The sequence below is a fragment of the Kitasatospora atroaurantiaca genome (assembly GCF_007828955.1).
Lineage (GTDB): Bacteria > Actinomycetota > Actinomycetes > Streptomycetales > Streptomycetaceae > Kitasatospora > Kitasatospora atroaurantiaca.
Window position 1 is genome coordinate 4,133,416 of record NZ_VIVR01000001.1, and the last position, 24,856, is coordinate 4,158,271.

General features: G+C 71.2%; 21 protein-coding genes and 1 pseudogene. 16 read left to right on the top strand and 6 right to left on the bottom strand.

Translation table 11 applies throughout. The annotated features are described in order from the left end of the window. Positions 1–53: 53 nt before the first annotated feature. Complete coding sequence (locus tag FB465_RS19015; RefSeq protein WP_145792210.1) at positions 54–854, top strand: ABC transporter ATP-binding protein; 801 nt, start codon at positions 54–56, stop codon at positions 852–854. Beyond that, positions 854–3,376: an FtsX-like permease family protein gene (locus tag FB465_RS19020; protein ID WP_145797440.1), complete on the top strand. Its 2,523-nt coding sequence runs from the start codon at positions 854–856 to the stop codon at positions 3,374–3,376. The genes FB465_RS19015 and FB465_RS19020 overlap by 1 nt, the downstream gene beginning before the upstream one ends. Positions 3,377–3,458: 82 nt before the next feature. On the opposite strand, the gene FB465_RS19025 is transcribed toward FB465_RS19020, so the two are convergent. Further along, positions 3,459–3,686, bottom strand: a complete 228-nt coding sequence (locus FB465_RS19025; RefSeq protein WP_145792212.1) for a DUF5302 domain-containing protein — start codon at positions 3,684–3,686, stop codon at positions 3,459–3,461. A gap of 316 nt (positions 3,687–4,002) precedes the next feature. Between FB465_RS19025 and FB465_RS19030 the strand changes: the two genes are divergently transcribed. Both FB465_RS19030 and FB465_RS19035 read left to right on the top strand, forming a co-directional pair. Beyond that, the gene (locus FB465_RS19030) at positions 4,003–4,824 is read left to right on the top strand and encodes a protein phosphatase 2C domain-containing protein (RefSeq protein ID WP_145792214.1); all 822 of its coding nucleotides are present in this window, start codon (positions 4,003–4,005) and stop codon (positions 4,822–4,824) included. A 160-nt stretch (positions 4,825–4,984) separates the two neighbouring features. After that, on the top strand, positions 4,985–6,988 hold the full coding sequence (locus FB465_RS19035) for a phosphocholine-specific phospholipase C (RefSeq protein WP_145792215.1): 2,004 nt from the start codon (positions 4,985–4,987) through the stop codon (positions 6,986–6,988). Between the two features lie 128 nt (positions 6,989–7,116). On the opposite strand, the gene FB465_RS19040 is transcribed toward FB465_RS19035, so the two are convergent. Next, a complete protein-coding gene (locus FB465_RS19040) occupies positions 7,117–8,067 on the bottom strand; it encodes a pirin family protein (protein ID WP_145792217.1) in 951 nt (316 codons plus the stop codon). 123 nt (positions 8,068–8,190) lie between these two features. Then, positions 8,191–8,700 (bottom strand): SseB family protein, encoded by a 510-nt coding sequence (locus FB465_RS19045; protein ID WP_145792219.1) that lies wholly within the window; start codon positions 8,698–8,700, stop codon positions 8,191–8,193. A gap of 214 nt (positions 8,701–8,914) precedes the next feature. On the opposite strand from FB465_RS19045, the gene FB465_RS19050 reads away from it, so the two are divergent. Together FB465_RS19050 and FB465_RS19055 are read left to right on the top strand one after the other, a co-directional pair. After that, complete coding sequence (locus FB465_RS19050) at positions 8,915–10,744, top strand: acyl-CoA dehydrogenase (protein ID WP_145792220.1); 1,830 nt, start codon at positions 8,915–8,917, stop codon at positions 10,742–10,744. 207 nt (positions 10,745–10,951) lie between these two features. Beyond that, positions 10,952–12,247, top strand: a complete 1,296-nt coding sequence (locus FB465_RS19055) for a M18 family aminopeptidase (protein WP_145792222.1) — start codon at positions 10,952–10,954, stop codon at positions 12,245–12,247. Between the two features lie 95 nt (positions 12,248–12,342). On the opposite strand, the gene FB465_RS19060 is transcribed toward FB465_RS19055, so the two are convergent. Further along, positions 12,343–14,163, bottom strand: a complete 1,821-nt coding sequence (locus FB465_RS19060; RefSeq protein ID WP_145792224.1) for an NHL domain-containing thioredoxin family protein — start codon at positions 14,161–14,163, stop codon at positions 12,343–12,345. Positions 14,164–14,306: 143 nt separating this feature from the next. Between FB465_RS19060 and FB465_RS19065 the strand changes: the two genes are divergently transcribed. Beyond that, complete coding sequence (locus tag FB465_RS19065; protein WP_145792225.1) at positions 14,307–14,813, top strand: DinB family protein; 507 nt, start codon at positions 14,307–14,309, stop codon at positions 14,811–14,813. Positions 14,814–14,968: 155 nt separating this feature from the next. Then, positions 14,969–15,454, top strand: coding sequence for an LURP-one-related/scramblase family protein (locus tag FB465_RS19070; protein WP_145792227.1), 486 nt, complete (start codon positions 14,969–14,971; stop codon positions 15,452–15,454). A gap of 7 nt (positions 15,455–15,461) precedes the next feature. On the opposite strand, the gene FB465_RS37960 is transcribed toward FB465_RS19070, so the two are convergent. Next, a complete protein-coding gene (locus tag FB465_RS37960) occupies positions 15,462–15,746 on the bottom strand; it encodes a glutathionylspermidine synthase family protein (protein ID WP_425461190.1) in 285 nt (94 codons plus the stop codon). 96 nt (positions 15,747–15,842) lie between these two features. Here FB465_RS37960 and FB465_RS19080 point away from each other — a divergent pair, with 96 nt between their 5' ends. Next, complete coding sequence (locus tag FB465_RS19080; RefSeq protein ID WP_145797441.1) at positions 15,843–16,265, top strand: DUF350 domain-containing protein; 423 nt, start codon at positions 15,843–15,845, stop codon at positions 16,263–16,265. Positions 16,266–16,360: 95 nt separating this feature from the next. Here the strand turns inward: FB465_RS19080 and FB465_RS19085 are convergent, their stop codons facing one another. Continuing rightward, a complete protein-coding gene (locus FB465_RS19085; protein WP_145792229.1) occupies positions 16,361–16,954 on the bottom strand; it encodes a GNAT family N-acetyltransferase in 594 nt (197 codons plus the stop codon). Between the two features lie 284 nt (positions 16,955–17,238). On the opposite strand from FB465_RS19085, the pseudogene FB465_RS19090 reads away from it, so the two are divergent. The 7 genes and pseudogenes from FB465_RS19090 (at position 17,239) to FB465_RS19120 (ending at position 24,854) form a co-directional block, all read left to right on the top strand. After that, positions 17,239–18,686 (top strand): annotated as a pseudogene (locus tag FB465_RS19090) (MFS transporter). A 30-nt stretch (positions 18,687–18,716) separates the two neighbouring features. Then, on the top strand, positions 18,717–19,790 hold the full coding sequence (locus tag FB465_RS19095) for an iron-containing redox enzyme family protein (protein WP_145792230.1): 1,074 nt from the start codon (positions 18,717–18,719) through the stop codon (positions 19,788–19,790). Further along, positions 19,787–20,767: an EamA family transporter gene (locus FB465_RS19100; RefSeq protein ID WP_170290635.1), complete on the top strand. Its 981-nt coding sequence runs from the start codon at positions 19,787–19,789 to the stop codon at positions 20,765–20,767. The genes FB465_RS19095 and FB465_RS19100 overlap by 4 nt, the downstream gene beginning before the upstream one ends. Beyond that, positions 20,764–21,027 (top strand): acyl carrier protein, encoded by a 264-nt coding sequence (locus FB465_RS19105; RefSeq protein ID WP_145792233.1) that lies wholly within the window; start codon positions 20,764–20,766, stop codon positions 21,025–21,027. The genes FB465_RS19100 and FB465_RS19105 overlap by 4 nt, the downstream gene beginning before the upstream one ends. Continuing rightward, positions 21,024–22,535: an amino acid adenylation domain-containing protein gene (locus FB465_RS19110; RefSeq protein WP_145792235.1), complete on the top strand. Its 1,512-nt coding sequence runs from the start codon at positions 21,024–21,026 to the stop codon at positions 22,533–22,535. The genes FB465_RS19105 and FB465_RS19110 overlap by 4 nt, the downstream gene beginning before the upstream one ends. Next, positions 22,532–23,704 carry an acyl-CoA dehydrogenase family protein gene (locus tag FB465_RS19115; protein ID WP_145792236.1) on the top strand — a complete coding sequence of 391 codons (1,173 nt, stop codon included), beginning with the start codon at positions 22,532–22,534 and terminating at the stop codon, positions 23,702–23,704. Before FB465_RS19110 ends, FB465_RS19115 begins: the two co-directional genes overlap by 4 nt. Then, positions 23,697–24,854: an acyl-CoA dehydrogenase family protein gene (locus FB465_RS19120; protein WP_145792238.1), complete on the top strand. Its 1,158-nt coding sequence runs from the start codon at positions 23,697–23,699 to the stop codon at positions 24,852–24,854. Before FB465_RS19115 ends, FB465_RS19120 begins: the two co-directional genes overlap by 8 nt. The last annotated feature ends 2 nt before the right edge of the window (positions 24,855–24,856 follow it).

Here is a 24,856-nt window from a genome sequence, read left to right on the forward strand (position 1 = left end):
TCGGCTGGCCCGCCGCACTGTGCCGGCACCCCCCGGAGGGCGAGCCTTGAGGCATGTCGAACCAGCTCAGGGCCGCAGCGTACGAGCACCCCAGCACCACCGGCGAACGCGCCCACGCCGACTCAGCCCCCGCCGTCCGGCTGACCTCCGTCACCCGGACGTACGGCCGGGGAACCAACCCCGTCCGGGCCCTTGACGATGTGTCGCTGACCATCCCGCGCGGCTCCTTCACCGCCGTGATGGGGCCCTCGGGCTCCGGCAAGTCGACCTTCCTGCACTGTGCCGCCGGCCTGGACTCGCCCACCTCCGGCCGCGTCGAGCTCGGCGGCACCGACCTGACCGGGATGAACGAGACGAGGCTGACCGAACTGCGCCGGGCCCGGATCGGGTTCGTCTTCCAGGCGTTCAACCTGGTCGGTGCACTGACGGTCCGTCAGAACATCGAGCTGCCCCTCAGGTTGGCCGGACGCCGCCCGGGCCGCGGCCAACTGGAGGCCATGCTCGGCCGGGTGGGGCTGGAGGGGCGCGAACGCCACCGTCCGGCGCAGCTCTCCGGCGGCCAGCAGCAACGGGTGGCGATCGCCCGCGCCCTGATCGCCGGCCCCGACGTCCTGTTCGGCGACGAGCCGACCGGCGCACTGGACACCGTCACCGCCCGGCAGATCCTCGGCCTGCTGCGCAGCTGCGTGGACGAGACCGGCCAGACCGTGGTGATGGTCACCCACGACCCGCTCGCCGCCTCCTACGCCGACACCGTGCTCTACCTGGCCGACGGCAGGCTGGCCGGCCGCACCGACGCGCCCACCGCCGAGCTGGTGGCCGAGCGGATGACGCACCTCGGGGCGTGGTCCTGATGCCGCTCTCCTTCGCCCTGCGGACCCTGCGCGCCCGGAAGGGCTCCTTCGCCGGCGCGTTCCTCGCGCTGTTCTGCGCCGCCGTGCTGATCACCGCCTGCGGCGCGCTGCTGGAGACCGGCCTGCGCGGTGAGATCCGCACCGAACGCTTCGCAGCCGCCCCGATCGTGGTGGCGGGCGACCAGAACGTCCACCAGGACACCGTCAAGGAGAAGAAGGGCAAGACCAAGGTCAAGCACAAGGCCAAGCCGCTCGCCGAGCGGGTCTGGCTGCCGGCATCGTCGACCGACCGGCTTGCCGCAGTCCCGGGCGTCGGCGCGGTCATCCCCGAACTGACGTTTCCCGCTCAGCTGTTGAAGACCGACGACCGGCCCACGTACGGGCACTCCTGGGCCTCGGCGGCACTGACCCCGGCCACGCTCGCCGAGGGCCGGGCCCCGCAGGCCGCCGACGAGGTGGTGCTCGACCGGGGCCTGGCGGCCCGCCGAGGCCTGCGCGTCGGGGACCGGGTGACCGTACGCTCCACCCAGGCGCCGGCCGAGTACCGGATCAGCGGCCTGGCGAACGCCCGACTGGCCGAGCAGGGCGCTCTGTTCTTCAGTGAGGCGGAGACCGTCCGGCTCGCCGCCCACCCCGGGCAGGTGAGCGTGATCGGTGTCCTGCCCCGGCCGGGCGTCGACCCCAAGAAGCTCGCCAAGGACCTCGCCCCGGCGCTGGCCGGCACCGGCGCCACCGTTCATCTCGGCGCGGACCGGGGCCCGGTGGAGTTCCTGGACGCGGCCAACGCGCGGATCAGGCTGGTCAGCATGGGCGGCGCGATCGGGGGCACCGCGTTGCTGGTGGCCGTCCTGGTGGTCACGGGCACCTTCGCTCTGGGCATCCAGCAGCGGGCCCGGGAGATCGCCCTGCTCCGCGCGGTGGCCGTCACGCCTCGCCAGCTGCGCCGGATGATCGGACGGGAGGCGCTGCTGATCGGTTTGGCGGGCGGGCTCCTCGGTTCGGTGGCGGGCCTGCCGGTGGCGTACTGGCTGCACGGCCGGTTCGTCGAGCTCGGGGCCGTCCCGGCCACGCTGCAGGTCTCCGTCGGCTTCTTCCCGATGGCGGCGGCGGTCCTCGCGGCGGTTCTCGGCGGATGGTCCGCCGCCCGGCTGTCGGCCCGGCGGGCAGCCAGGATCCGTCCGGTGGAGGCGCTGGCCGAGGCCGCCGTGACAGACCGCGGTGTCGGCGGGGCGCGTATGCTCGCGGGCCTGCTGGTGCTGGCGGGCGGGGTCACCCTGGCCGCCGTCCTGACCGGCCTGGACACCGAGGCGGGGGCGACCCCCGTGACCTTCCTGACCGTGATCGTGCTGGCGGTGGTGGTCTCGCTGCTCGGCCCGCTGCTCGGCCGGATCGCGGCCGCCGTGATCGGTACGGTGCTGCGCGGCTCCCGGGTCAGCGGCCATCTGGCCGCCGCCAACCTGCGGACCGACCCCCGTCGGCTGGCCGCCGCCGCGGTGCCGCTGACCCTGCTCATTGCGATGGTCTGCACGGTGCTGTTCGCCGGGAGCACCCTCGGCTCGGCCGCCACCCGTCAGGCCGCGGACGGCAGCCGCGCCCGCTGGACGCTGGTCGCGACGGCTCCGGGAGTCCCGGCCGAGGCAGCGGCGGCGGTCCGGGCGCTGCCCGGGGTGACCGCGGTGACCGAGACCGTCCGCACCACCGTCCGGATCGGCCTGGAGAAGTACACCGCCCAGGGCGTCACCACCCGTGACCTGACGGAGAGTTGGGACCCGGGGGTGACCTCCGGTTCGCTCGCGGGCTTCGGCGACGGGGACATCGCGCTGAGCGAGCGGGCGGCGAAGGCACTCGGGTCGCATCCGGGAGACACCCTCCGGCTCACCCTCGGCGACGGCACGCCGGCCGCGCTCTCCGTCAGGGCGGTGTACTCCAGGGGGCTGGGATTCGGCGACCTGACGATGTCGCACGCGCTGGTGTCCGGGCACGTGGACGACCCGCTCTCCCCGGCCGTCGCGGTGGCGGCGGGGACGGGTGTCACCAAGGACCGGCTCGACGCGGCGGTCGCACGGTTCCCCGGTGTGGTGGTCCTCGACCGGGCCGGGGCCGGGCGGCTCGCGGCCGAGGTGCAGCAGTCCAACGTGGAGGTGAACCACCTGGCCATGGGCCTGGTCCTGGCCTTCACCGCGATCTCGGTGGTCAACACGCTCGCGATGTCGACCGCCGGCCGGGCTCGCGAGTTCGCACTGCTGCGGCTGACCGGCACCACCCGTCGGCAGGTCCTGCGGATGCTCCGCCTCGAGGCACTCGGCGTGGTGGCCACCGGAGTGGTGCTGGGCTCGGGCATAGCGCTCGTGGTGCTGACCGCCTTCAGCCTCGGTATGACCGGCACGGCGGCCCCGAGCTGGGGGTGGACGGCCTACGGCGCGGTACTCGCCCTGGCCGGCGCCCTGGCCCTGGCCGCGACCGCCCTCCCGGGGCGGCTGGCACTGCGGGAGCGCCCCGCCGAGGCCCTCGGGCGGCTGTAGGCCCTGTCCGACAGTTCCCGCCGGGCGCCCGCATGAGAGCGGGGCGGCCTCCCAAGGGGAGACCGCCCCGTTGCCGGGTGGCTCAGCCGCCGCTCTTGCGGCGGAAGTTGCGCTTGCCGCCCGCCGCCGAGTGGGTGCCGTGGATCTTCGACTCGCCGCCGGGGCCGCCGCCCGAGGCGTCCGTACGGGCGCCGTGCTTGCGCTGGAGGGCGGCCAGGAACTTGGCCTTGACGTCGTCCGGCGCGGCCTGGGCATCCGCTGCGGCCTCCGGCGCCTGCGGCTCGACGGATTCGGGTGCGTCGCTGCTCATGGTGACCTCCTGGACGAGACTGGTGTGCAAGGCACACCTTGCCATGTCCCGGCCGGTCCGGCGCGCTCCTTCAGTCGCGCCGGTCGCGGTAGGTCGGCCCGCCGATCATGAACAGCAGTGCGGCGGTGGGGAATACGATCGAGGCGATCACGACGACGAAGAACTGCCAGACCATGACGGGGCTCCAGACCGGCGGCGGGTGGTGGACAAATCTGACGGTATGTCCATAATTGTCCTCCCGCCACCGCTCTCACCCGCCAGAGGGATCACCGACCGAAGCCTGTCGCCCGCTCCGAGGGCCCGCCACACTGGCGGAATGCACGTACAGCTCGCGGGGGAACCGCAGAGACCGGGCCGGGAGAGCGAGGACTTCGCGGCCGCATCGCCGGAGGCGCTGGTGCTGCTCGACGGTTCGAGCTCGCCGGTCGGACTGGAGTCCGGCTGCCGGCACGGCACCGCCTGGTACGTCCGCCGGCTCGGGGTGCACCTGCTCGCCCGGCTCACCGACCGCTCGGACCGGTCCATCGCCGAGTGCCTGTCCGACGCCATCGCCGAGACCGCCGCACTGCACGGCGGCCGCTGCGACCTGGCGCACCCCAACACCCCCGCGGCCATGGTGGCCGCCGCCCGGCTGCACGGCAGCTCGCTGGAGTACCTGGTGCTGGGCGACTCGCTGCTCGTCCTCCACCTGAAGGACGGTCCGCCCAGGGTGATCGGGGACAACCAGCGCTTCCCCGGCGGCGAGGAGCTCCGCCGCCAGGTCTGGGCGACCGTGCCGGGCTCGGCCGAGCGCGAGGCGCTGCACATGCGCTACGCGCTGGCCGTCCGGGCGGCCCGCAACACCGGTCACGGGCCGTGGATCGCCGCCGCCTCCCCCAAGGCGGCCGGCCACGCGGAGACCGGCTTCGTGCTGCTCTCCGAGCTGCACGCGGTCGCCGCGGTGACCGACGGTGCCTCGCGCTACACCGACCGCTTCGAGCTGGGCAGTTGGTCGGACGCGCTGCGCCTGCTCGCCGAGTCCGGCCCGGCCGAGCTGATCGCCCAGGTGCGGGCGGTGGAGCGGTCCGACGTCCGGTGCGAGCGCTGGCCGCGCGGCAAGCCGCACGACGACGCCTCGGCCCTGTACGCGCTGATCTGACCCCGACGGGCACCGCTCCGAACGGGCAACGCGTACTTCATCGCGCGGACCGGAGCAGTTCACTGCACGGGGGTGGCTTCGCCATGCCCACGGCGGAAAAACTTGGCCAGACAAGTCGCAGGAACTTGTCCGCACAACTTCGCCGCCCCAAGGAGTTCAGGTGGATCCCCTTTCGCGACGCAAGTTCATCAGCTTGGCCGGTGCCGCCGCGGCCGCAGGTACCGCGCTCTCCGTACTCCCCGAGTCGCTGCAGCAGGCCCTTGCCGCGCCCGCCGTCTCCGGCACGATCAACGACGTCCAGCACGTGGTGATCTTCATGCAGGAGAACCGCGCCTTCGACCACTACTACGGCACGATGAAGGGCGTCCGGGGCTTCGCCGACCGCAACGCCATCAAGCTCCCGACCGGAAAGCCGGCGCTCTACCAGCCGTACTCGAACGCGGACGGCTACATCCTGCCGTTCCACATGGACACCGCCACCACCAGCGCCATCTGCGCCAACGCGCCCGCGATGAGCTATCCGGTGGACACCGCGATCTGGAACAACGGCAAGTACAACGCGTGGAACACCGCCCGCACCCCGGGCCTCGGCATGGGCTACTTCAACCGCGCCGACCTGCCCTTCTACTACGCACTGGCCGAGAACTTCACCATCTGCGACCACTACTTCTGTTCCACGCTGACCCAGACCAACCCCAACCGGCTGCACCTGTTCACCGGCTCCAACGGCCTCTCGGTCGGCCAGTCGGCCGTCCTGGACAACACCGAGCCGACCGCCGGGTTCACCTGGACCACCTACGCCGAGCGGCTGGAGGCGGCGGGGATCAGCTGGAAGATCTACCAGCAGAGCGACAACTTCGACGACAACGCGCTCGCCTGGTTCGCCAACTTCAAGAAGGCCAAGCCGGGTTCGGCGCTCTACGACAAGGGCATGGCCACCGTCCCCGACCTGGTGACCGCCTTCAGGAACGACATCGACAACGGCACGCTGCCGCAGGTCTCCTGGATCATCGCCCCGGCCGCGCTCTCCGAGCACGCCAACTACAAGCCGGCGGCCGGTGAGGATCTCAGCGCCCGGCTGCTCGCCGTGCTGGCGGCCAACCAGTCGGTCTGGTCGCAGACCGCCTTCATCCTCAACTACGACGAGAACGGCGGCTTCTTCGACCACGTCCCGCCGCCGATCCCGCCCGCCTCGACCAGCCAGGGCCTCAGCTCGGTGAGCACCTCCGGCGAGATCTCCAACGGCAAGGCGATCGGCTTCGGTCCGCGCGTCCCGCTGATCGTCGTCTCCCCGTGGTCGCGCGGTGGGTACGTCAACTCCCAGGTGTTCGACCACACATCGGTCATCCGCTTCCTGGAGAAGCGCTTCGGGGTGCAGGAGCCCAACATCAGCGCCTGGCGCCGTACCGTGGCCGGCGACCTGACCTCGGCGTTCGGCTTCGGCAGCCAGAACACCGCCTGGCCGGCCCTGCCCGACACCAGCAGGTACGTCGGCGACGCCGACACCCAGTGCTCCACCCTCCCGGCGCCCACCGTCCCGGCCGTCCAGTCGGTGCCGGTCCAGGAGAGCGGCACCAAGCCCGCCCGCGCACTGCCCTGGCAGCCCAACGCCAACGGGCGGACCGACTGCTCGGGCGGCAAGTTCTGGATCGACATGACCAACACCGGTACGGCGGGCGTGACTTACTACGTCTACCCGAACGCGTACCGGACCGACGGGCCGTGGCTCTACACCGTCGGAGCGGGCGCCACCGTCTCCGACTACTGGTCGGCGGGCACGCCCACCGGCGCGTACGACCTCTCGCTCTACGGCCCGAACGGCTTCCACCGCCGCTTCAAGGGCAACCGCTCGACCTCCTGCGCCGGCGGGGCGGCCCTGCTGGAGGTGGCGTCGAGCTACGACACCGCCAACGGCAAACTCAACCTGACCTTCCGCAACACCGGCGGTGCGGCGGCGACGGTCACCGTCACCGACAACGCGTACGGGACCGGCGGGCCCTGGACGTACGGCCTGCCCGCCGGGGGAAGCGCGAGCGCCTCCTTCGCCACCAACCGGGGCTGGTACGACCTGACGGTCACCGCCAACACCTCCGACGGCTTCCTGCGGCGCCTGGCCGGCCACATCGAGAACGGCACCGACTCGATCACCGACCCGGCGAACTGAGGCAACGGGCCAACCCGAGAAGGGGCGCGGGGAGCTGCGCGAGGCGGAAGGCAACGGTCTTTACCTTCCGATGTCGCGCAGTTCCCCGCGCCCCTATGGGTTGACCCGTTGCGTCAGGCCGTCAGGCCTCAGTCGATCGGGTGCCCGAAGGCCCCGGACTGGAAGTCCCGCATGGCCTGCTCCAGTTCACGGTGGCTGTTCATCACGAACGGCCCGTACCAGGCGACCGGCTCGCGGATCGGCTGCCCGCCCAGGATGATCACGTCCAGGTTGGGGTGCCGCGAGTCCTGCTTGGCGTCCGCCGCGATGGTGAGCGTGTCGCCCTCGCCGAACACCGCCGCCTGCCCGGTCCGGATCGGGCGGCCCTCGCTGCCCACCGTGCCGTCGCCGTTGAGCACGTACGCCAGCGCGTTGAAGTCCTGGCGCCACGGGATGGTGATCTTGGCGCCCGGGGTGACGGTGGCGTGCAGCAGGGTGATCGGGGTGTGGGTCATGCCCGGGCCCTGGTGGCCGCCCATCTCACCGGCGATCAGGCGGAGGATGCCGCCGCCGTCCGGGGTGGAGAGCAGCTTCACGTGCCCGCCGTGGATGTCCTGGTAGCGCGGCGCGACCATCTTGTCGGCCGCCGGCAGGTTGACCCAGAGCTGGATGCCGTGGAAGAGGCCGCCGGTCATCACCAGGGACTCCGGCGGGGTCTCGATGTGCAGGATGCCCGAGCCGGCCGTCATCCACTGGGTGTCGCCGCCGCCGAGGTGCCCGCCGCCGCCGTGCGAGTCCTTGTGGATGAACTCGCCGTCGATCAGGTAGGTGACCGTCTCGAAGCCGCGGTGCGGGTGCCACGGGGTGCCCTTGGGCTCGCCGGCTCCGTAGTCCACCTCACCCATCTGGTCCATCATGATGAACGGGTCGAGGTACTTGGTGTTGATCTTGGCGAAGGCGCGGCGGACGGGGAAGCCCTCGCCCTCGAAGCCCTCGGGGGCGGTGACCACGGTGAGGACCGGCCGGGACGTCGTGACGGCGGGGTCGGGGGTGGCGACGCGCGGGAGGGTCAGCGGGTTGTCGACGGTCACGGCGGGCATGTCGGCCTCCTTCAGGGGTCTGTGGCCTACATCGATCAGGTTAGTTCAATCCTCAACCAATAGCAAGTTGAAAGTTGAACCATATGGGTGGGGCCGTGCCCGGCACGGGAAGCAGGGGCAGGGTCAGCCGTACATCCGGCGCATGGTGAAGTCGACCATCTGCTCGACCGCCTTGGCGTCGAAGACCATCCGGTGCTCGCCCTCCATGTCCAGCGCGAAGCCGTACCCGGTCGGCAGCAGGTCCAGGATCTCGGCGCCGGTCACGCTGAAGTGCTTGGAGTCCTTGCCGGCGTACCGGCGCAGCTCCTTCAGCGAGCTGAACATCGGGATCACCGGCGTGGGCGTGTTGTGCAACGCCAGGAAGCCGGGGCGGTCGCCGCGCGGGCAGTGCACCTTGGAGGTGATGAAGATGGCCTGGAAGTCCTCGACCGGCATCGAGCCCGTGGTGAAGGCCCGGACGGCATCCGCGAGGGATGGCGGCGAGGGTTCGGGGTACAGGGACTGCTGGGGTGCGGCCTGCGGCTGCGGCTCGCCGTACGGGCCGGGTCCTGGCATGCCGTTCATCCCTGCCTGCTGCTGCGCCTGCTGCTGGTAGGGGTCACTCTGGTAGGCGGTCTGCTCGTAGCCGTACACGTGCACAGGCTATCGGGAGCACGGCTGCTGCGGGGCGGGCCCTCCGGACAATTCCGGACCGGGTCGGGTTGTGGGACGTGACCACGTTCATAGCCCTTTCGCCTCGAAGGGCTTGAACAAGTTACCAACGGGTAGCATCATGGTGCCTACTGGTGGGTAAGTGGGGCGCTCGAAGCGGCGGACCCCCGGAAGCGACGAACCGGAGATAACGGCCATGGGTCACTACAAGTCCAACCTGCGGGACGTGGAGTTCAACCTCTTCGAGGTGTTCGGCCGCGACCAGGTGTACGGCACCGGTCCGTTCGCCGACATGGATGTCGAGACCGCGAAGAACATCCTCAGCGAGATCTCGCGTCTCGCCGAGAACGACCTCGCGGCGTCGTTCATCGAGACCGACCGCACCCCGCCGGTCTTCGACCCGGAGACCAACACCGCGCCGATCCCGGCCGCGTTCAAGAAGAGCTACCAGACCTACATGGACGCCGAGTGGTGGCGCCTGGGCATCCCGGAGGAGATCGGCGGCCAGGTCACCCCGTCCTCCCTGATCTGGGCGTACGCGGAGCAGATCCTCGGCTCGAACCCGGCCATCTGGATGTACTCCTCCGGCCCGGCCTTCGCCGGCGTCGTCCACGACGAGGGCACCGAGGGGCAGCACAAGGTCGCCCAGCTCATGGTCGACAAGCAGTGGGGCTCCACCATGGTGCTGACCGAGCCCGACGCGGGCTCCGACGTCGGCGCCGGCCGCACCAAGGCGATCAAGCAGGAGGACGGCTCCTGGCACATCGAGGGTGTGAAGCGCTTCATCACCTCGGGTGAGCACGACATGTCCGAGAACATCATCCACATGGTGCTGGCCCGCCCCGAGGGCGGTAAGCCGGGCACCAAGGGTCTCGGCCTCTACATCGTGCCGAAGTTCGACTTCGACTGGGAGACCGGCGAGCTCGGCGAGCGCAACGGCGTCTACGCCACCAACGTCGAGCACAAGATGGGCCTCAAGGCCTCCAACACCTGCGAGATGACCTTCGGCGCCAAGCACCCGGCCAAGGGCTGGCTGCTCGGCGAGACCGTCGACGGCATCCGCCAGATGTTCAAGATCATCGAGTTCGCCCGGATGATGGTCGGCACGAAGGCCATCGCCACCCTCTCCACCGGCTACCTCAACGCTCTCGAGTACGCCAAGGAGCGCGTGCAGGGCGCGGACATCTCGCAGTTCCTGGACAAGACCGCCCCGCGCGTCACCATCACCAACCACCCGGACGTCCGCCGTTCGCTGATGACGCAGAAGGCGTACGCCGAGGGCATGCGCGCCCTCGTCCTCTACACCGCCTCCGTCCAGGACGACCTGCTCGCCGCCCGCCTGCGCGGCGAGGAGGACAAGGCCGCCGAGAGCCTGAACGACCTGCTGCTGCCGATCGTCAAGGGCTACGGCTCCGAGAAGTCCTACGAGCAGCTCGCCCAGTCCCTGCAGACCTTCGGTGGCTCCGGCTACCTGCAGGAGTACCCGATCGAGCAGTACATCCGGGACGCCAAGATCGACACCCTCTACGAGGGCACCACCGCGATCCAGGGCCTGGACTTCTTCTTCCGCAAGATCGTCCGTGACGGCGGCCAGGCCCTCACCGCGGTCTCCGAGCAGATCCAGAAGTTCCTCGGCGCCGGCGAGGGCGGCGACGCCCTGGCGGCCGAGCGCGAGCTGCTCGCCAAGGCGGCCGGTGACCTGGAGGCGATCGTCGGCAAGCTGCTGGCGGACCTCTCCTCGGTCGAGCAGGACGTCAAGAACATGTACAAGGTGGGCCTCAACACCACCCGCCTGCTGATGGTCTCCGGCGACGTCGTGGTCGGCTGGCTGCTGCTCCGTCAGGCCGCCGTCGCGCTGGCGAAGCTGGAGGCGGGCGCCTCGGAGAAGGACGTCCCCTTCTACCAGGGCAAGGTCGCCGCGGCCCGCTTCTTCGCCCGCAACATCCTGCCGACCGTCACCCCGCAGCGTCTGATCGCCGAGGGCGTCGACAACGAGATCATGGAGCTCGCGGAGGAGGCGTTCTAAGCCTCCCAGCCTGACCGCCTGACACACCCTCAGCACAGAGGGGGCCTATGCACAGCGCGTAGGCCCCCTTTGTGCGTTCGGCAACGTCCTTTCACCGTTGTGTCACCGTTTTTGAGTTCACGGCGTCATGTCCGTGTACGGGCATATGCTCGTGGGGCGAAGCCAACCCCCCAACCGGTTTCGGTCCTCCCTCAACCCAGGAGCAGCATGTCGACCGCCGCCCGCCCGGCCTCCTTCGACCGAACGCACACCGACGACCTGATCGCCTACCTCAGCGCCTCGCCGTCGCCGTTCCACGCCGTGGCGAGCGCCGCCGAGCGGCTGGAGAAGGCGGGCTTCCGGCGGGTCGCCGAGACCGACGCGTGGGACGCGGCGGCCGGCGGCCGGTACGTCATCCGGGGCGGCGCGCTGATCGCCTGGTACGTCCCCGAGGGCGTGGGCCCCGAGACGCCGTTCCGGGTGGTCGGCACCCACACCGACTCGCCGAACCTGCGGGTCAAGCCGATCCCGGACACCGGCACGGCCGGCTGGCGCCAGGTCGCCGTGGAGATCTACGGCGGGGTGCCGCTCAACACCTGGCTCGACCGGGACCTCGGCATCTCCGGCCGGCTCGCGCTGCGCGACGGCCGCGCCGTGCTGGTGCAGATCGACGAGCCGCTGCTGCGCGTCCCGCAGCTGGCGATCCACCTGGACCGCCAGGTCAACGAGGGCCTGAAGCTGGACAAGCAGCGCCACCTGACGCCGATCTGGGGGATCGGCGAGGTGACCGAGGGCTCACTCATCGAGTACGTCGCCGAGAAGGCCGGGGTCGCGGCGGCGGACATCGTCGGCTGGGATCTGATGACCCATGACGTCCAGCCGCCCTCCTACCTGGGCAAGGACCGCGAGCTGCTGGCCGGGCCGCGTCTGGACAACCTGCTCTCGGTGCACGCGGCCACCGCCGCCCTGGCCGCCGTCGCGGGCGCCGAGCTGCCGTACATCCCGGTGCTGGCCGCCTTCGACCACGAGGAGACCGGCAGCGAGTCCGACACCGGCGCACAGGGCCCGCTGCTCGGCAACGTGCTGGACCGCAGCGTGTACGCGCGCGGCGGGACGCCGGAGGACAGGGCGCGGGCGCTGGCGGGCACCGTCTGTCTCTCCTCCGACATGGGCCACGCCGTCCACCCCAACTACAGCGAGCGCCACGAGCCGGGCCACCACCCGATGCCCAACGGCGGCCCGATCCTCAAGGTCAACGTCAACAACCGCTACGCGACCGACGCCGTCGGCCGCGCGGTCTTCGCGGCTGCGTGCGAGAAGGCCGGCGTGCCGTGGCAGACCTTCGTCTCCAACAACGCCATGCCCTGCGGCACGACGATCGGCCCGATCACCGCCGCCCGGCTCGGCATCACCACGGTGGACTGCGGCATCGCCGCGCTCTCCATGCACTCGGCGCGCGAGCTGTGCGGAGCGGACGACCCGTACCTGCTGGCGAGCGCGATCAAGGCCTTCCTGGAGGGCTGACCTGGGGGATCAGGGGCGCGAGGAACTGCGCGAAGTCGGAAGAGGACGGCGTGTGCCCTTCCGCTGCGCGCAGTTCCCCGCGCCCCTGGCTGTGGTTACTCCATGCCCGCGAGGACGAGCGGGAGGCGGGTGGCCCCCTCGGCGGTCAGCTTCACCGGCACGCCCCAGTCCTGCTGGTGGACGTGGCAGGCCGGGTACTCGATCTCCGGGTCGTCGTCGCAGGACGCCGCCATCGCCGAGACGTGCAGCACGCCCTCCGTCAGCTGGTCGGAGAGGACCAGCTCGCGGGAGAGCGCCGTGTCCGCGCCGCCGCCGGAGACCAGCAGCTCGGGCGGGGTCGAGCTGACGAGCAGCCGGGTCGACGGGCCGTAGCGCTCGTCCAGCTTCTGCCCGGCGGGGGCCGAGAACACCACGTCCAGCCGGAGCGTGCCGGGAACGACCTCGGTCGCCGCACGCTGGGTGCGGTGCGCCACCGACTCGACTTGGACGGCTTCCTCGGGGAGCCGCAGCCGCGTCAGCCGGTGCCGGGCGGACTCGATCACCACGATGTCCTCGCCGACCAGGACGGCGCCGGAGGGCTCGCGCAGGTCGGTGGCCAGGGTGGTGACCTCGCCGGTGGCTGGGTCGAAGCGGCGCAGGGCGTGGTTGTAGGTGTCGGCGATGGCCACCGAGCCGTCGGGGAGGACGGTCACGCCGAGCGGGTGCTGCAGCAGCGCCTGGTCGGCCGCGCCGTCGCGGTGGCCGAAGTCGAAGAGGCCGGTGCCGACGGCGGTGTGCACGGTCTTTGTTTCACGTGAAACCCACCGGACGGCCGAGGTCTCCGAGTCGGCGACCCAGAGCCGCTCGCCGTCCGCCGAGACCGCCAGCCCGGACGGCTGGGCGAACCAGGCCTCGGCCACCGGCCCGTCGACCAGGCCCTCGTTGGTCGTCCCGGCCGCGACGGAGATCGTCTCGGCGTCCGGCTCGTACGCCCACAGCTGGTGCACCCCGGCCATCGCGATCCAGACCCGGCCGTCGAAGAAGGCGACGTCCCAGGGAGAGGAGAGGTCGACCTCGCGGGCGGGGCCCTGGGTGGCGGAACCCTGCCACCACTGCCGCCCGGTGCCCGCCAGAGTGCTGACCGAGCCGTCCGACAGCCGTACGCCGCGCAGGGCGTGGTTGACGGTGTCGGCCACCACCACGTCGTAGCCGAGGTCCTGCCCGGCCGGGACCAGGGTCAGGCCCTGCGGCTCGCTGAAGCGGGGGTTGAGGCCGTCGGTGAAACCGCGCTCGCCGTCCCCGATCCGGCGGAGCAGCGTCTCGCCGTCCTCGGCCAGCTCGACCAGCGAGTGGTGCCCGGAGTCCGCGACCAGGTAGTGGCCGTCGGGCAGGCGGACCGCCTTGCCGGGGAAGCGCAGGTCGCCCGCCTCCGGCTCGGGCGCGACATAGGGGCCGTCGCCGCGGCGCAGCGTGCCCTTGGCGCCGTGCTCGGCCTCCAGCTCCTCGACCAGCTTGGCGATCGCGTGCGCATGGCCCTCACCGGCGTGCTGCGCGACCACGTACCCCTCGGGGTCGATCACCACCAGCGTCGGCCAGGCGCGGACGGCGTACTGCTTCCAGGTCACCAGCTCCGGGTCGTCCAGCACCGGGTGGTGCACCTCGTAGCGGGCCACGGCGTCGACCACGGCCCGGTGGTCGGCCTCGTGCACGAACTTGGGCGAGTGGACGCCGACGATCACCACGGTGTCGCGGTGCTTCTCCTCCAACTCCCGGAGTTCGTCGAGGACGTGGAGGCAGTTGATGCAGCAGAACGTCCAGAAGTCCAGGACGACCACTTTGCCTCGAAGATCGGCAAGGGTCAGATCCTTGCCACCGGTGTTGAGCCATCCGCCCTTGCCGACCAGTTCAGGGGCGCGAACGCGTGCACGAGAAGCCATGCCCCTATCAAACCGCACCGGCCCTGTCCGCATTCCGGATGCGGGGTTCAGCCCCTGGGGCGCGGTCTGCTCTGCTGCTTGCCGCCTGTCCGCAGCGCATAAATCCGGTTCCGGACTCGGGCTGTGCTTGGCATGATCACCCGATGAGCGAGCAGCAGAGAACCGAGCCTTCGCGGGTGGCCGACGAGCGCGTGTCGCTGAGCGGCTTCCTCGAGTACCAGCGCCAGACCCTGGCCATGAAGTGTGCCGGGCTGACCACTGAACAGCTCAGGGAGAAGGCCGTTCCGCCGTCCGCCATGTCCCTGCTCGGGTTGGTCCGCCACCTGGCGGATGTCGAGCGGTCCTGGTTCCGGAACGTGATGAACGGGGAGGGCATCCGGAACTACTGGGGGCGCAGGCCGGACGGCGAGCTCGCCGAGTTCGACGTCGACGAGGCCGACCCGGGCGAGGCCTTCGACGTCTGGCGTGAGGCCTGCGCGCGATCCCGGGACATCGTGGACGCCGCCGAGTCCCTCGACGTGGTCGGCCACTTCGGCGACGAGGGGTTCTCGCTCCGCTATGTCCTCACCCACATGATCGAGGAGTACGCGCGGCACAACGGCCATGCCGACCTCCTCCGCGAGCGCATCGACGGCACCACCGGGGAGTGAGGGCGGGTCGGCCACCGGGCGACCTGAGCTCGGGACCGCCGCCGGGGTCGAAACCGTCGCAGAACCGGGGCGTGCCGCAGATACCCGGAGCCGACCTCCGTCCAGCAGGATGGTCCGAGACCGACCGACCGGCACACGACGAAGGCGAGCGCAGCATGAAGTACGTGGTGAAGGAACGGCTCTTCGCGATCGGCGACGACTACTGGATCGAGAACGAGGACGGCGACAAGGCGTACCTGGTGGACGGCAAGGTGCTGCGGCTGCGCGACACCTTCGAGCTGAAGGACGCCGAGGGCCGGGTGGTCGCAGTGATCAAGGAGAAGATGCTCACCGTCCGCGACGCCATGAAGATCGAGAACGCTTCGGGGGACGTGGTCGCCACCGTACGGAAGAAGCTGTTCACGCCGTTCCGCGACAAGTACCACGTCGAGCTCGCCGACGGCGGTGAGCTGGAGATCCACGGTGACCTGATCGACAAGGAGTACAAGATCGAGGCGGACGGCGACAGGATCGCCGAGATCTCCCGCAAGTGGTTCCGCCTCCGCGACACGTACGGCGTGAAGATCTCGGACGGCGCGGACGCCGGTCTGCTGCTCGCCGTCGCGGTCTGCGTCGACCACCTGGTCGACGAGGAGCACTGACCGGCCGTCAGGCGATGATGTGCGGCAGGAAGCGGGCGCCCATGGGGGTCCCCCCGGCCGAAGGCTGGGGGAGGGTGATCGGGCTGTCGTCGGTCTCCCGGATGCCCAGTCCTGCCGCCTCACCGTCGACCACCCAGGTGCCGAGCGCCGTGCGGTTGCCGTCGAAGTCCGGCAGCGGATGGAGCTGCTGGGACGAGCAGCTGGTCAGGGCCAGGGCGAGGGTGCCGACCATACCGAGGGCCACAAAGCCCGAGCGGCGCAGCTCGGCGGGTTCAGCGGGGGACTGCGTCATGGCGGTTGATGCTGGCGGGTGACTCGGACGACGATCCGATGGGATATCTTTTGCCGGTCCTTGACCCGCTGTCCGACGCACACCCCGGGGGCCACCGTGCACGACATCGTCAACGGCCTTGGTACGGCCGCCGCCTTCGGCGCGGTCGGCCTGGTACTGCTGCTGGCCGGGGTCGGCCTGGTCGACGCGCTGACGCCCGGCCGTCTCGGTCACCAGATCTGGGTGGAGCGGAACCGCAACGCCGCCGTGGTGCTGAGCTCGGCCCTCCTCGGTATCGGCGGGATCGTCTTCACGGCGATCATGTACACCTACGACGACTTCGCCAAGGGCCTGGCCGCCACGGCCTGCTTCGGGGTGCTCGGGCTGCTGCTGATGGCGGCGGCGTTCTGGGTGCTGGACGTGCTGACGCCGGGCAAGCTCGGTGCCGTCCTGGTCGACCCCGAGCCGCACCCGGCCGTCTGGGTCACGGCCGCCTGCAACGTGTCGGTCGCGGCCATCGTCGCCGCCGCCATCGCCTGAGCACAGGCCACCAGAGCCAGGCCGCCTGAGCACGGGCCACCAGGCGCAGGCCGCCTGAGCACAGGCCACCAGAGCCAGGCCGCCTGACCGCCACGTCAGCCCGCGGCCAGCCGCTCCGTCAGCCGCGTCCTCGCGGCCGGCCACTCGTCGCGCAGCATCGAGAAGACGACGCTGTCCCGCCAGCTGCCGTCCGGCCGCCGCCGGTGGCGCCGCAGCGTCCCCTCGTACGTGGCGCCGAGGCGGCGGATGGCGTTCTGAGAGCGCTCGTTCAGGTGGTCCGTCTTCCACATCACCCGCCCCATGCCGAGCTCCTCGAAGGCGTGGGTGAGCAGCAGCAGCTTGGACTCGGTGTTGACGGCGCTGCGCCAGACCGCGCGCCCGTACCAGGTGCCGCCGATCTCCAGCAGCTCGTCCGTCGCGCTGAAGTCGAAGTAGCAGGTCACTCCGACCGCGCGGCCGGTGTCCCGCCGGATGACGGCGAACGGGACGCAGGCGGGGTCCTGCAGCCGGCTGTCGACGACCTCGGCGAGCTCCTGCTCGGTCCTCGGGGTGGGCACCGGCACCCAGCGCCACACCTCCTCGTCCCGCCCGGCTGCCTCGAAGAGGTCGGGCACATGGGCGTGGCCGAGCGGCTCCAGGCGGACATGACGGCCGGTCAGGGTTATCGGGGCAGGCAGCTTCGCGGTCATGCCGGGAACTTATCCCAGCATTGAACTAGATGCAACCAATTTATGTACTAGTACATAGTCTCCCCTCACATGTTGCTGCAGCGCGCTCTGCATCTTGCTGCACCCGCAACCCCCGGAAAGCGCCCGACGGTGCGGGCATTGTTCTCGGTATCGGAAATGGGCCGCTGGATTGATGACCCGAATCGACAACTGTCGCTCTGATGACCCGAGTTGACGGTCCATGTCAAAGCTTCGGCGCCCGGGTGAATTCCGATTGATTCCCTACCAAGAAAGCGAGCGCCCGAATGACACTCCTGGCTGAATCCCCCGTGGCCGTCGACCCGCCGGTCGACCGGATGACCCGCCGGCACAAGCTGATCCTGGCGCTGCTGCTCGGCACGCAGTTCATGCTCACGGTCGACTTCTCGATCCTCAACGTGGCGCTGCCGGCGCTGGGGACGGACCTCGGCTTCGCGAAGGAGAACCTGCAGTGGGTCGCGACCGCGTTCGCGCTGCCCGCGGCCGGTTTCACCCTGCTCTTCGGCCGTTTCGGCGACCTGCTCGGGCGGCGCAAGGTCTTCCTGGCGGGTATGGCCCTGCTGGCGGTGGCCTCGCTGCTCGGAGGCCTGGCGCACAGCCAGGAGGTGATCATCGTCGCCCGGGTCCTCCAGGGCCTGGCCACGGCGCTGGCCACCCCGGCCGCGCTGTCCCTGCTCACCACCTCGTTCCCGGAAGGCCCGCTGCGTGATCGGGCGCTGGGGCTGGGCGGCGCCCTGCTGTCCGGTGGCTTCACCGCCGGCGCCCTCTTCGGCGGCGTGCTGACGGACGTGCTGACCTGGCGCTGGGCCTTCCTGCTCAACCTCCCGATCGCGATCGTGGTGCTGCTGGTCGCTCCGGCCGTGATCGGTGAGAGCCGTACTCCGGACAAGGTCCGGCTGGATGTGCCGGGCGCGGTCACGGTGACGGCCGGGCTGCTCGCCCTCGCCTACGGTTTCACCGTCGCGGGCACGAACGGCTGGGCCGACCCGATCGCCCTCGCGTCGCTGGCCGGCGCGGCCGTCCTGCTCACCGCGTTCTATCTGATCGAGCGGAAGGCGCAGGCCCCGCTGGCGCCGGTCCGGATTCTCAACCGACCGTCCGTGAAGTGGGGCAACCTCGGCGGTTCCTGGCCTTCGGCATGGAGACCGCCGTCGTCTTCCTGATGACCCTCTACCTGCAGGACGTTCTGCACTACTCGGCACTGGCGACCGGGCTGGCCTTCGCGGTGCCCGGAGTGGCCGCGGTGATCGCGGGTCTGGGCGCATCGAAGATCATCGGTCGTTTCGGCAGCCAGGCCACCCTGGTCGGCGGACTCGTCGTGCAGGCCGCGGCCAATGTGGGCCTGCTGTTCCTGAGCGGCGACAAGTACTGGTTCGTCGTGGTGCTGCTCGTCCTGGGCATCGGTTTCTACGGCAACGTCACCGCCATCGTGGCCTTCAACGTGACGGCAACCTCGGGTCTCCCCGACGAGGAGCAGGGTCTGGCGACCGGCCTGACCACGCTGACCCAGCAGATCGGCTTCACCCTCGGTATCCCCCTTCTCAGCTCGATCGTGGCGGCCGGAGCCGGTTCGTACGGCTCCTCGACCGCACCGGCGCTCGCCCTTCTCGGCGGTATCCGCCTAGGTGTGGCGGTGGATGTCGCCATCACCGTGGCGGGCGTCGCGCTCATTGCCCTGTTCCTCCGCAGGGCGGCCAAGAAGTCCTCGGCCTGACTTCCCTCTCATTACCTACGCAGGAGAATCATGTCCGCAACCGCCACCGCCACCGTCGTCACCGAAGAGCTGACCGCCGGGATACCCCGGTTCAGCGACCATTCGCCGCGCGAATTCGTCGGCTGGTTCACACCGTGGCTCGTCCGCAGTGCCGAGGACCTGGACCGCACATTCGGTTCGCCCTCGATACAGGCCGACCTGCTGGACGCCGTCGGGTCGCTCGCCGTCCTGCGCGCGGCCGGCGACGGCGACGCGTTCTTCGCCCAGCAGTACCTGCTCTCCCGGATCTACGCCCTGCACCTGCAGCTGCCCACCGGCGACACCGCGGAGGGGTCGGTCGTGCTGCACGCCGTCACCCGCCGCCTGGAGCTGGACACGATGGCGGCGGAGGACGCCTGGCTGGACGAGTCGGCGCTGTCCGGCGGCCCGGAGGACATGGAGGATTACGTCCCCTGGCTCAAGGACCTCACCAGGGCGCACCGGGCCTTCAAGCACCCGTACTACCACGAGTTCGTCCGGAACGAGGCGACCCCGGCCGACCTGCGCACCTACGTGGTGCAGGAGTCGGCGGTGGACTCCCGCTTCGACGACCTCCTGGCGCTCATGCAGCTGGGTACCAGCGGTGCCGAGAAGATGGAGATCGCGGCCAACTTCTGGGACGAGATGGGCAACGGCGATCCCGCCCAGGTGCACACGCTCCTGTTCAGCCGCATCATCGACTCGTTCGGGATCACCGAGGCCGAGCTGGCGGGCGGTCTCTCGGCCGAAGCCCTGCTCAGCGGGAACCTGGCCGTCCTGTGCTGCCGGTACCGGTACCTGTTCCCCGAGGCGGTCGGCTTTCTCGCGATGACGGAGTGGCTCGTCCCGGACCGCTTCTCGCAGGTGCTGCACGCCTGGCGTCGCCTGGAGCTGCCGGATCCGGCGATCGTCTACCACGAGCTCCACATCGGGGTCGACGCACACCACGCCAGCGGCTGGTTCGCCAACGTGGTCAAGCCTGCGGCCGCGGACCCGGCGGCCAGGCGCGGGATGACCAGGGGTGCGCTGTGGCGGCTGAACTCCTCGGCCCGCTACCTGGACCACAGCCTGGCCCAGGCCCGGTGACATCGGCGAGCCGGAGGCTCCAGGTCACCGCTGCGCTGCTGGCGGTGTGGGTGCTGTGGGGCTCCACCTTCCTCGGCATCCGGGTGATGGTGCAGGCCGCCCCCGCGCTCTTCGCGGCCGGCGTCAGATTCACCGCCGCCGGCGCGATCCTGCTGGCGGCGGTGGCGTGGAGCTCGCGTCACCGCACCGGTGTCAGGCAGCGGTTGCGCGGCCGGACAGGCAGGCTGGCACTGCTCGGCGTGCTGCACTTCCTGGCCGCCAACGGCCTGGTCAGTGTCGCCGAACAGCACCTGGCGTCGGCGGCCGCGGGCGTGTGCTTCGCGACGGTACCGCTGTGGATGCTGGTGGTGCGGTCGCTGACCGGTCAACGCCCGGCCGTCACCGACCTGGCCGTGGCCGTCGGCGGCCTGGCCGGCGTGGCCCTGCTGCTGGGGGTCCAGCGCGGGCCGCTCCTCCCCTCCCTCCAGGTGCTGGCGGCGGCCGCCGTCTGGGCCGTGGCCGGGCACCTGGCGGGCCGGCCCGACCGTGCCGCCGGGCCCCCTCCGGGCCCTGCGCTGAGCGCCGCGGTGCAGATGATCGCCGGCGGCCTGGCACTGCTGGCCGTGTCCGCGGTCACCGGGGAGTGGGCACGCCTGCGGCCGGAGTCGTTCACCCCGACCTTCTGGCTCGCCGGGGCGCACCTCGTGTTCCTGGGATCGCTGGTCGGCTTCTGGGCCTACACCTGGCTGGTGACCCGGGTGGACCAGCGGCTGGCGAGCACCTATGCGTACGTCAACCCGGCGGTCGCCGTCCTGCTGGGGTGGCTCCTCCTGGGCGAGCGCCTGGCACCCGGTGCGCTGATCGGCACCGCGCTGATCACCGCCGCCGTCGCGTGGACGGTGCTTTCCCAGCCGGGTGCGCGACGGCCGCGCACGGCAACCCGATCGAGAACGAACCGACAGACCACCCATCACATGAGAGCGAAGGCGAACACATGAGCACCGTCCTGGCCGACACGGTCCGAGAGAACCTGATCCGGACTCTCGGTGTCATCAAGAAGCGCGAGGTCGGCCCGGAGCTGGCCGACGACGACAACTTCATGCGCGCCCTGAACATGGACTCGCTGGACGCGGTGGAACTGACCGTCCGTCTGAGCAGCGACTTCGGAGTGGAGTTCGGTGCCGAGGCGGACGATCTCGACGCGCTGGAGAGCCTGACCGCGCTGATCGATCTCGTCACGCGGCGGAGTGCCCGATGACCGGCACGCTCCTCAAGGCCCTTGCCGACCACGCGCACAGCGCCCCCGACCGGTGCGCCCTGGCGGTACCGGGGCGCCGCGTCGGCTACGGACAGCTCTTCGACGAGGCCCGCGGCGTCGCCGCCGGGCTCCAGCGGCGGGGGATCGGGTCCGGCGACCGGGTCGCGGTGCACGGGGAGAAGTCGATCGCCTCGGTGACTGCCATCCTCGGGGTGCTGCTGTCCGGGGCGGCGTACGTCCCCCTGGACCCGGCGGCGCCGCCCGCTCGCAGGCGCTCGCTGGTCGAGGACGCCGGGGCGGCCGCGGTGCTGACGGCCCGGCCGAAGGCGGACCAACTGGCGGCGGAGCTCGGCTCGGTACGCGCCCCGGTGCCGGTCCTGGCCGTCGAGGACCAGACCTCGCTCGACGGCTGGCGGGACGTCACGGTCGGTCCGGACGACCTCGCCTATGTGCTCTACACCTCGGGCAGCACCGGCCGGCCCAAGGGTGTCTGCATCCCGCACCGGGCGCTCGATGCCTTCTTCGGCGCGGTGAGCGGGCTGCTCGACCTCGGCCCCGAGGCGGTCTGCCTGAACACCTCGGCACTGCACTTCGATGTCTCCGTCGTCGACCTGCTCCTCCCGCTCGTCCACGGCGCGACGGTGCATCTGGGCCCCGCCGTGCCGCTGCCCGGCGTGCTGCTGGACCTGATCGAGCGTGAGCGGGTCACCCACATGGCGGCGGTCGGTTCGACGCTGACCCTGCTCGCACAGCATGGGAACGGCCTGACCGGCAGGGAGTTGGGCAGCCTGCGACGGATCATGACCGGCGCGGAGGTCCTCAACCCGGCCACCGTGCAGGCGTGGCTGGCGGCAGCGGAGAACGTCGAGGTCGTCAACGGGTACGGACCGACCGAGGCCACCTGCCTGGTGGTTGCGGAGCCGATCGCCCGCCGGGAGCCCGGCCGCACCGAGCCCTATCCGATCGGGCGGCCGCTGCCCGGAGTGCGGATCGCCTTCCGTGCACCGGACGGGACGGTGACCGCGGACGGGCCGGGCGAGATCCTCGTCTCCGGCGCGCAGGTGATGACGGGCTACCTGAACCGGCCGGAGGAGGAGCGGGCCGCCTTCCAGGAGGTCGAGGGCACTCGGTACTACCGGACCGGGGATCTCGGGCACCTGCGTCCCGACGGGGTCATCGCCTTCGCCGGCCGGGCCGACGACGAGGTCAAGGTCCGCGGCTACCGGATCAACCTCAACGAGGTGCGGGGCGCGGTCGAGTCGCACCCGGCGGTCGCCCAGGCCTTCGCCGCCGCGTCCCCTGACGAGCGCGACGGGCTGGCGCTGGTCTGCGCGGTCCGGCTCCGCACCGAGGGCGGCGCCACCGACGCCGACCTCGTCGCGCACGTCGCGGGCATGCTGCCCCGCTACATGGTGCCCCGCGACTTCGTCTTCGTCCCCGAATTCCCCGCGCTGTCCTCCGGCAAGCCGGACACCGTGCGGCTGCGCGAGCTGGTGGGTGCCCGATGACTCTGCAAGGTACCCGGACCGGCTGGTTCACCCCGGCGCAGGAGGAACTGCGCCGCGAACTGGCCGACCACCTGGCAACCGAGGTCGAACCGCGGATCGCCGACTGGGAGGCGGCAGGCCGCTTCCCGCTGCGCGAGGTACTGACCGGTCTGGCCGACCGCGGCTGGCTGGGGATGCGTTTCCCGGAGGCAGTCGGCGGCCGGGGCGGCAGTGCCTGGGACCACGCGGTCTTCGCCGAGAGCCTCGGCGGCCTGTCCTCCGACAGCGTCGGCATGGCGATCACCGTGCACAACGACATGGTGGCACCGATGATCGCCGACAGCGGGCGGGAGGACGCCGTCGAACGGTTCCTGCGCCCCGCGCTGACCGGCCGTAGCGTACTCGCCCATGCCGTCTCGGAGGCGGGCGCCGGCTCGGACGTCGCCGCGGTGGCGGCCACCGCGACCCCGGTCGACGGCGGCTATCTGCTCAGCGGGACCAAGCGCTGGGTGGTCGGCGGACTCTACGCGGACGCGTTCGCGGTGCTCGCCCGCCTGCCCGAGGCCAGGGGACCGTTCGGCCACGTCCTGCTGATGGTGCCCGGCGACGTCGAGGGCGTCCGGGCACTTCCCGGCGCCCCGACCCTCGGCCTGCGCGCCGCCGGAGTCGCCGGGACGGTCGAGTTCGACCGGGTCTTCGTCCCCGAGGCGCACCGCCTGGGCGGACACGGGCTCGGTCTGGTGGTCCAGCTCCGGCAGTTCGAGCAGGAGCGGATCATCTCGGCCTGCCGTGCGCTGGCGATCAGCTCCCGGCTGCTCGACCGGACACAGGAGCGGCTGGCCGAACGCACCAGCTTCGGGGCACCGATCGGCACCCGGCAGGACGTCGCGTTCCGGCTGTCCCGGCTGCGCGCGGAGGTGGAGAGCGCCCGACAGCTCGCCTACACGGCGATCGACCGCTGGCAGAACGGCGGTGAGCACCGGTCCGCGTCGGCCGCGGTGAAGCTCCGCTCCAGCCGGCTGGCCCGGACGGTGGCCCGCGAGTGCCTCCACCTGCACGGCTCCGTCGGTCAGCTCGCGAGCAACCCGGCCAACCGGGCCTTCCGTGACGCCCGGCTCTTCTCCATCTCCACCGGATCGGACGAAATGATGATGACCACACTGGCGCGCCTGGCGGGCTGGGATGACTGAGACACCGGCCCTGCGACGGGAGCCGGCCTCCTCACCCGACCAGGACTACGCCGATCGCGTCGCCGCCTTCATCGCGGCGCACCCCGGACTGCTCGCCGCCGACCGCTGGGAGGACCCGGCGACCCCGCCGGTACGGGAACTGATCGCGGCCCTCGGGTCGGCCGGGCTGCTCCGCGACGCCTGGCCGAACCCGGCCGCGGCGGAGAAGAAGGGCCGCAGCGCGCTCTGCCTCGCGCTCGGCCGGGCCATCCAGCTGCACTCGGCCTTCGCCCGGGTCGGCAACGGGGCACCGGGAGCGGCCGTGCTGACCCACCTGGAGGTGGGCACCCGCCTGCTCGCCCACCACCCGGCCCACCTCGCCGGTCTGCTGGACGGCACCAGCACGATCTCGCTCGCGGCCACCGAACCCGACGGCGGCAGCGACCTGTCCACCCTGTCCACCGTGGTGCGGCGGGAGGGCGGGCAGCTCACAGTCACCGGCGAGAAGTGGTTCATCAGCAACGCGCCCTTCGCCGACCTCCTCCTGGTGCTCGCCGACGACCCCGAGCACGCGACCGGCGCACGCAACGGCCCCGCGCTGCTCCTGGTCGCCGCGGGGGGCGGCGGCGTCAAGATCGAGGCGCTCGCCGGCTCGGGCCACACCGGGCTCACCGGAGCGATCGTCCTGGACCAGGCACCGGTGCTGGAGGTGCTGGCGCCCGCCGGGCACGGGCTGCTCATGCTGATGCGGCACTGGATCCACGAGCGGGTGATGCTCTCGCTGCGGATGACCGAGCTCGCCGCAGGTGTCCTGGACGACGCGGTGTCCGGAGCCCGGGAGCGCCAGACCTTCGGCTCCCCGCTGCTGACCAACCAGCACGTGCGCTTCGTCCTGGCCGAGCTGTCCGCCGAGATCGCGGAGGTGCGCTCCGCCGCCCTCCAGGGCGTACGGCTGCTGGTCGAGGGAACGTGCTCCGCCGCGTACGCGGCGATGTGCAAGTACCGCGCCTCGGTGCTGCTGCGCCGGGTGGCCGACGAGGCGCTGCAACTCGCCGGCGCCGACGGATACCGGACCGGCCACCGGGCCGAGCGGGCGCTGCGTGACGGCCTCGGCCTCGCGCTCGCCGGCGGCACCGACGAACTCATGCTGATGCAGATCGGAAGAGGATGACC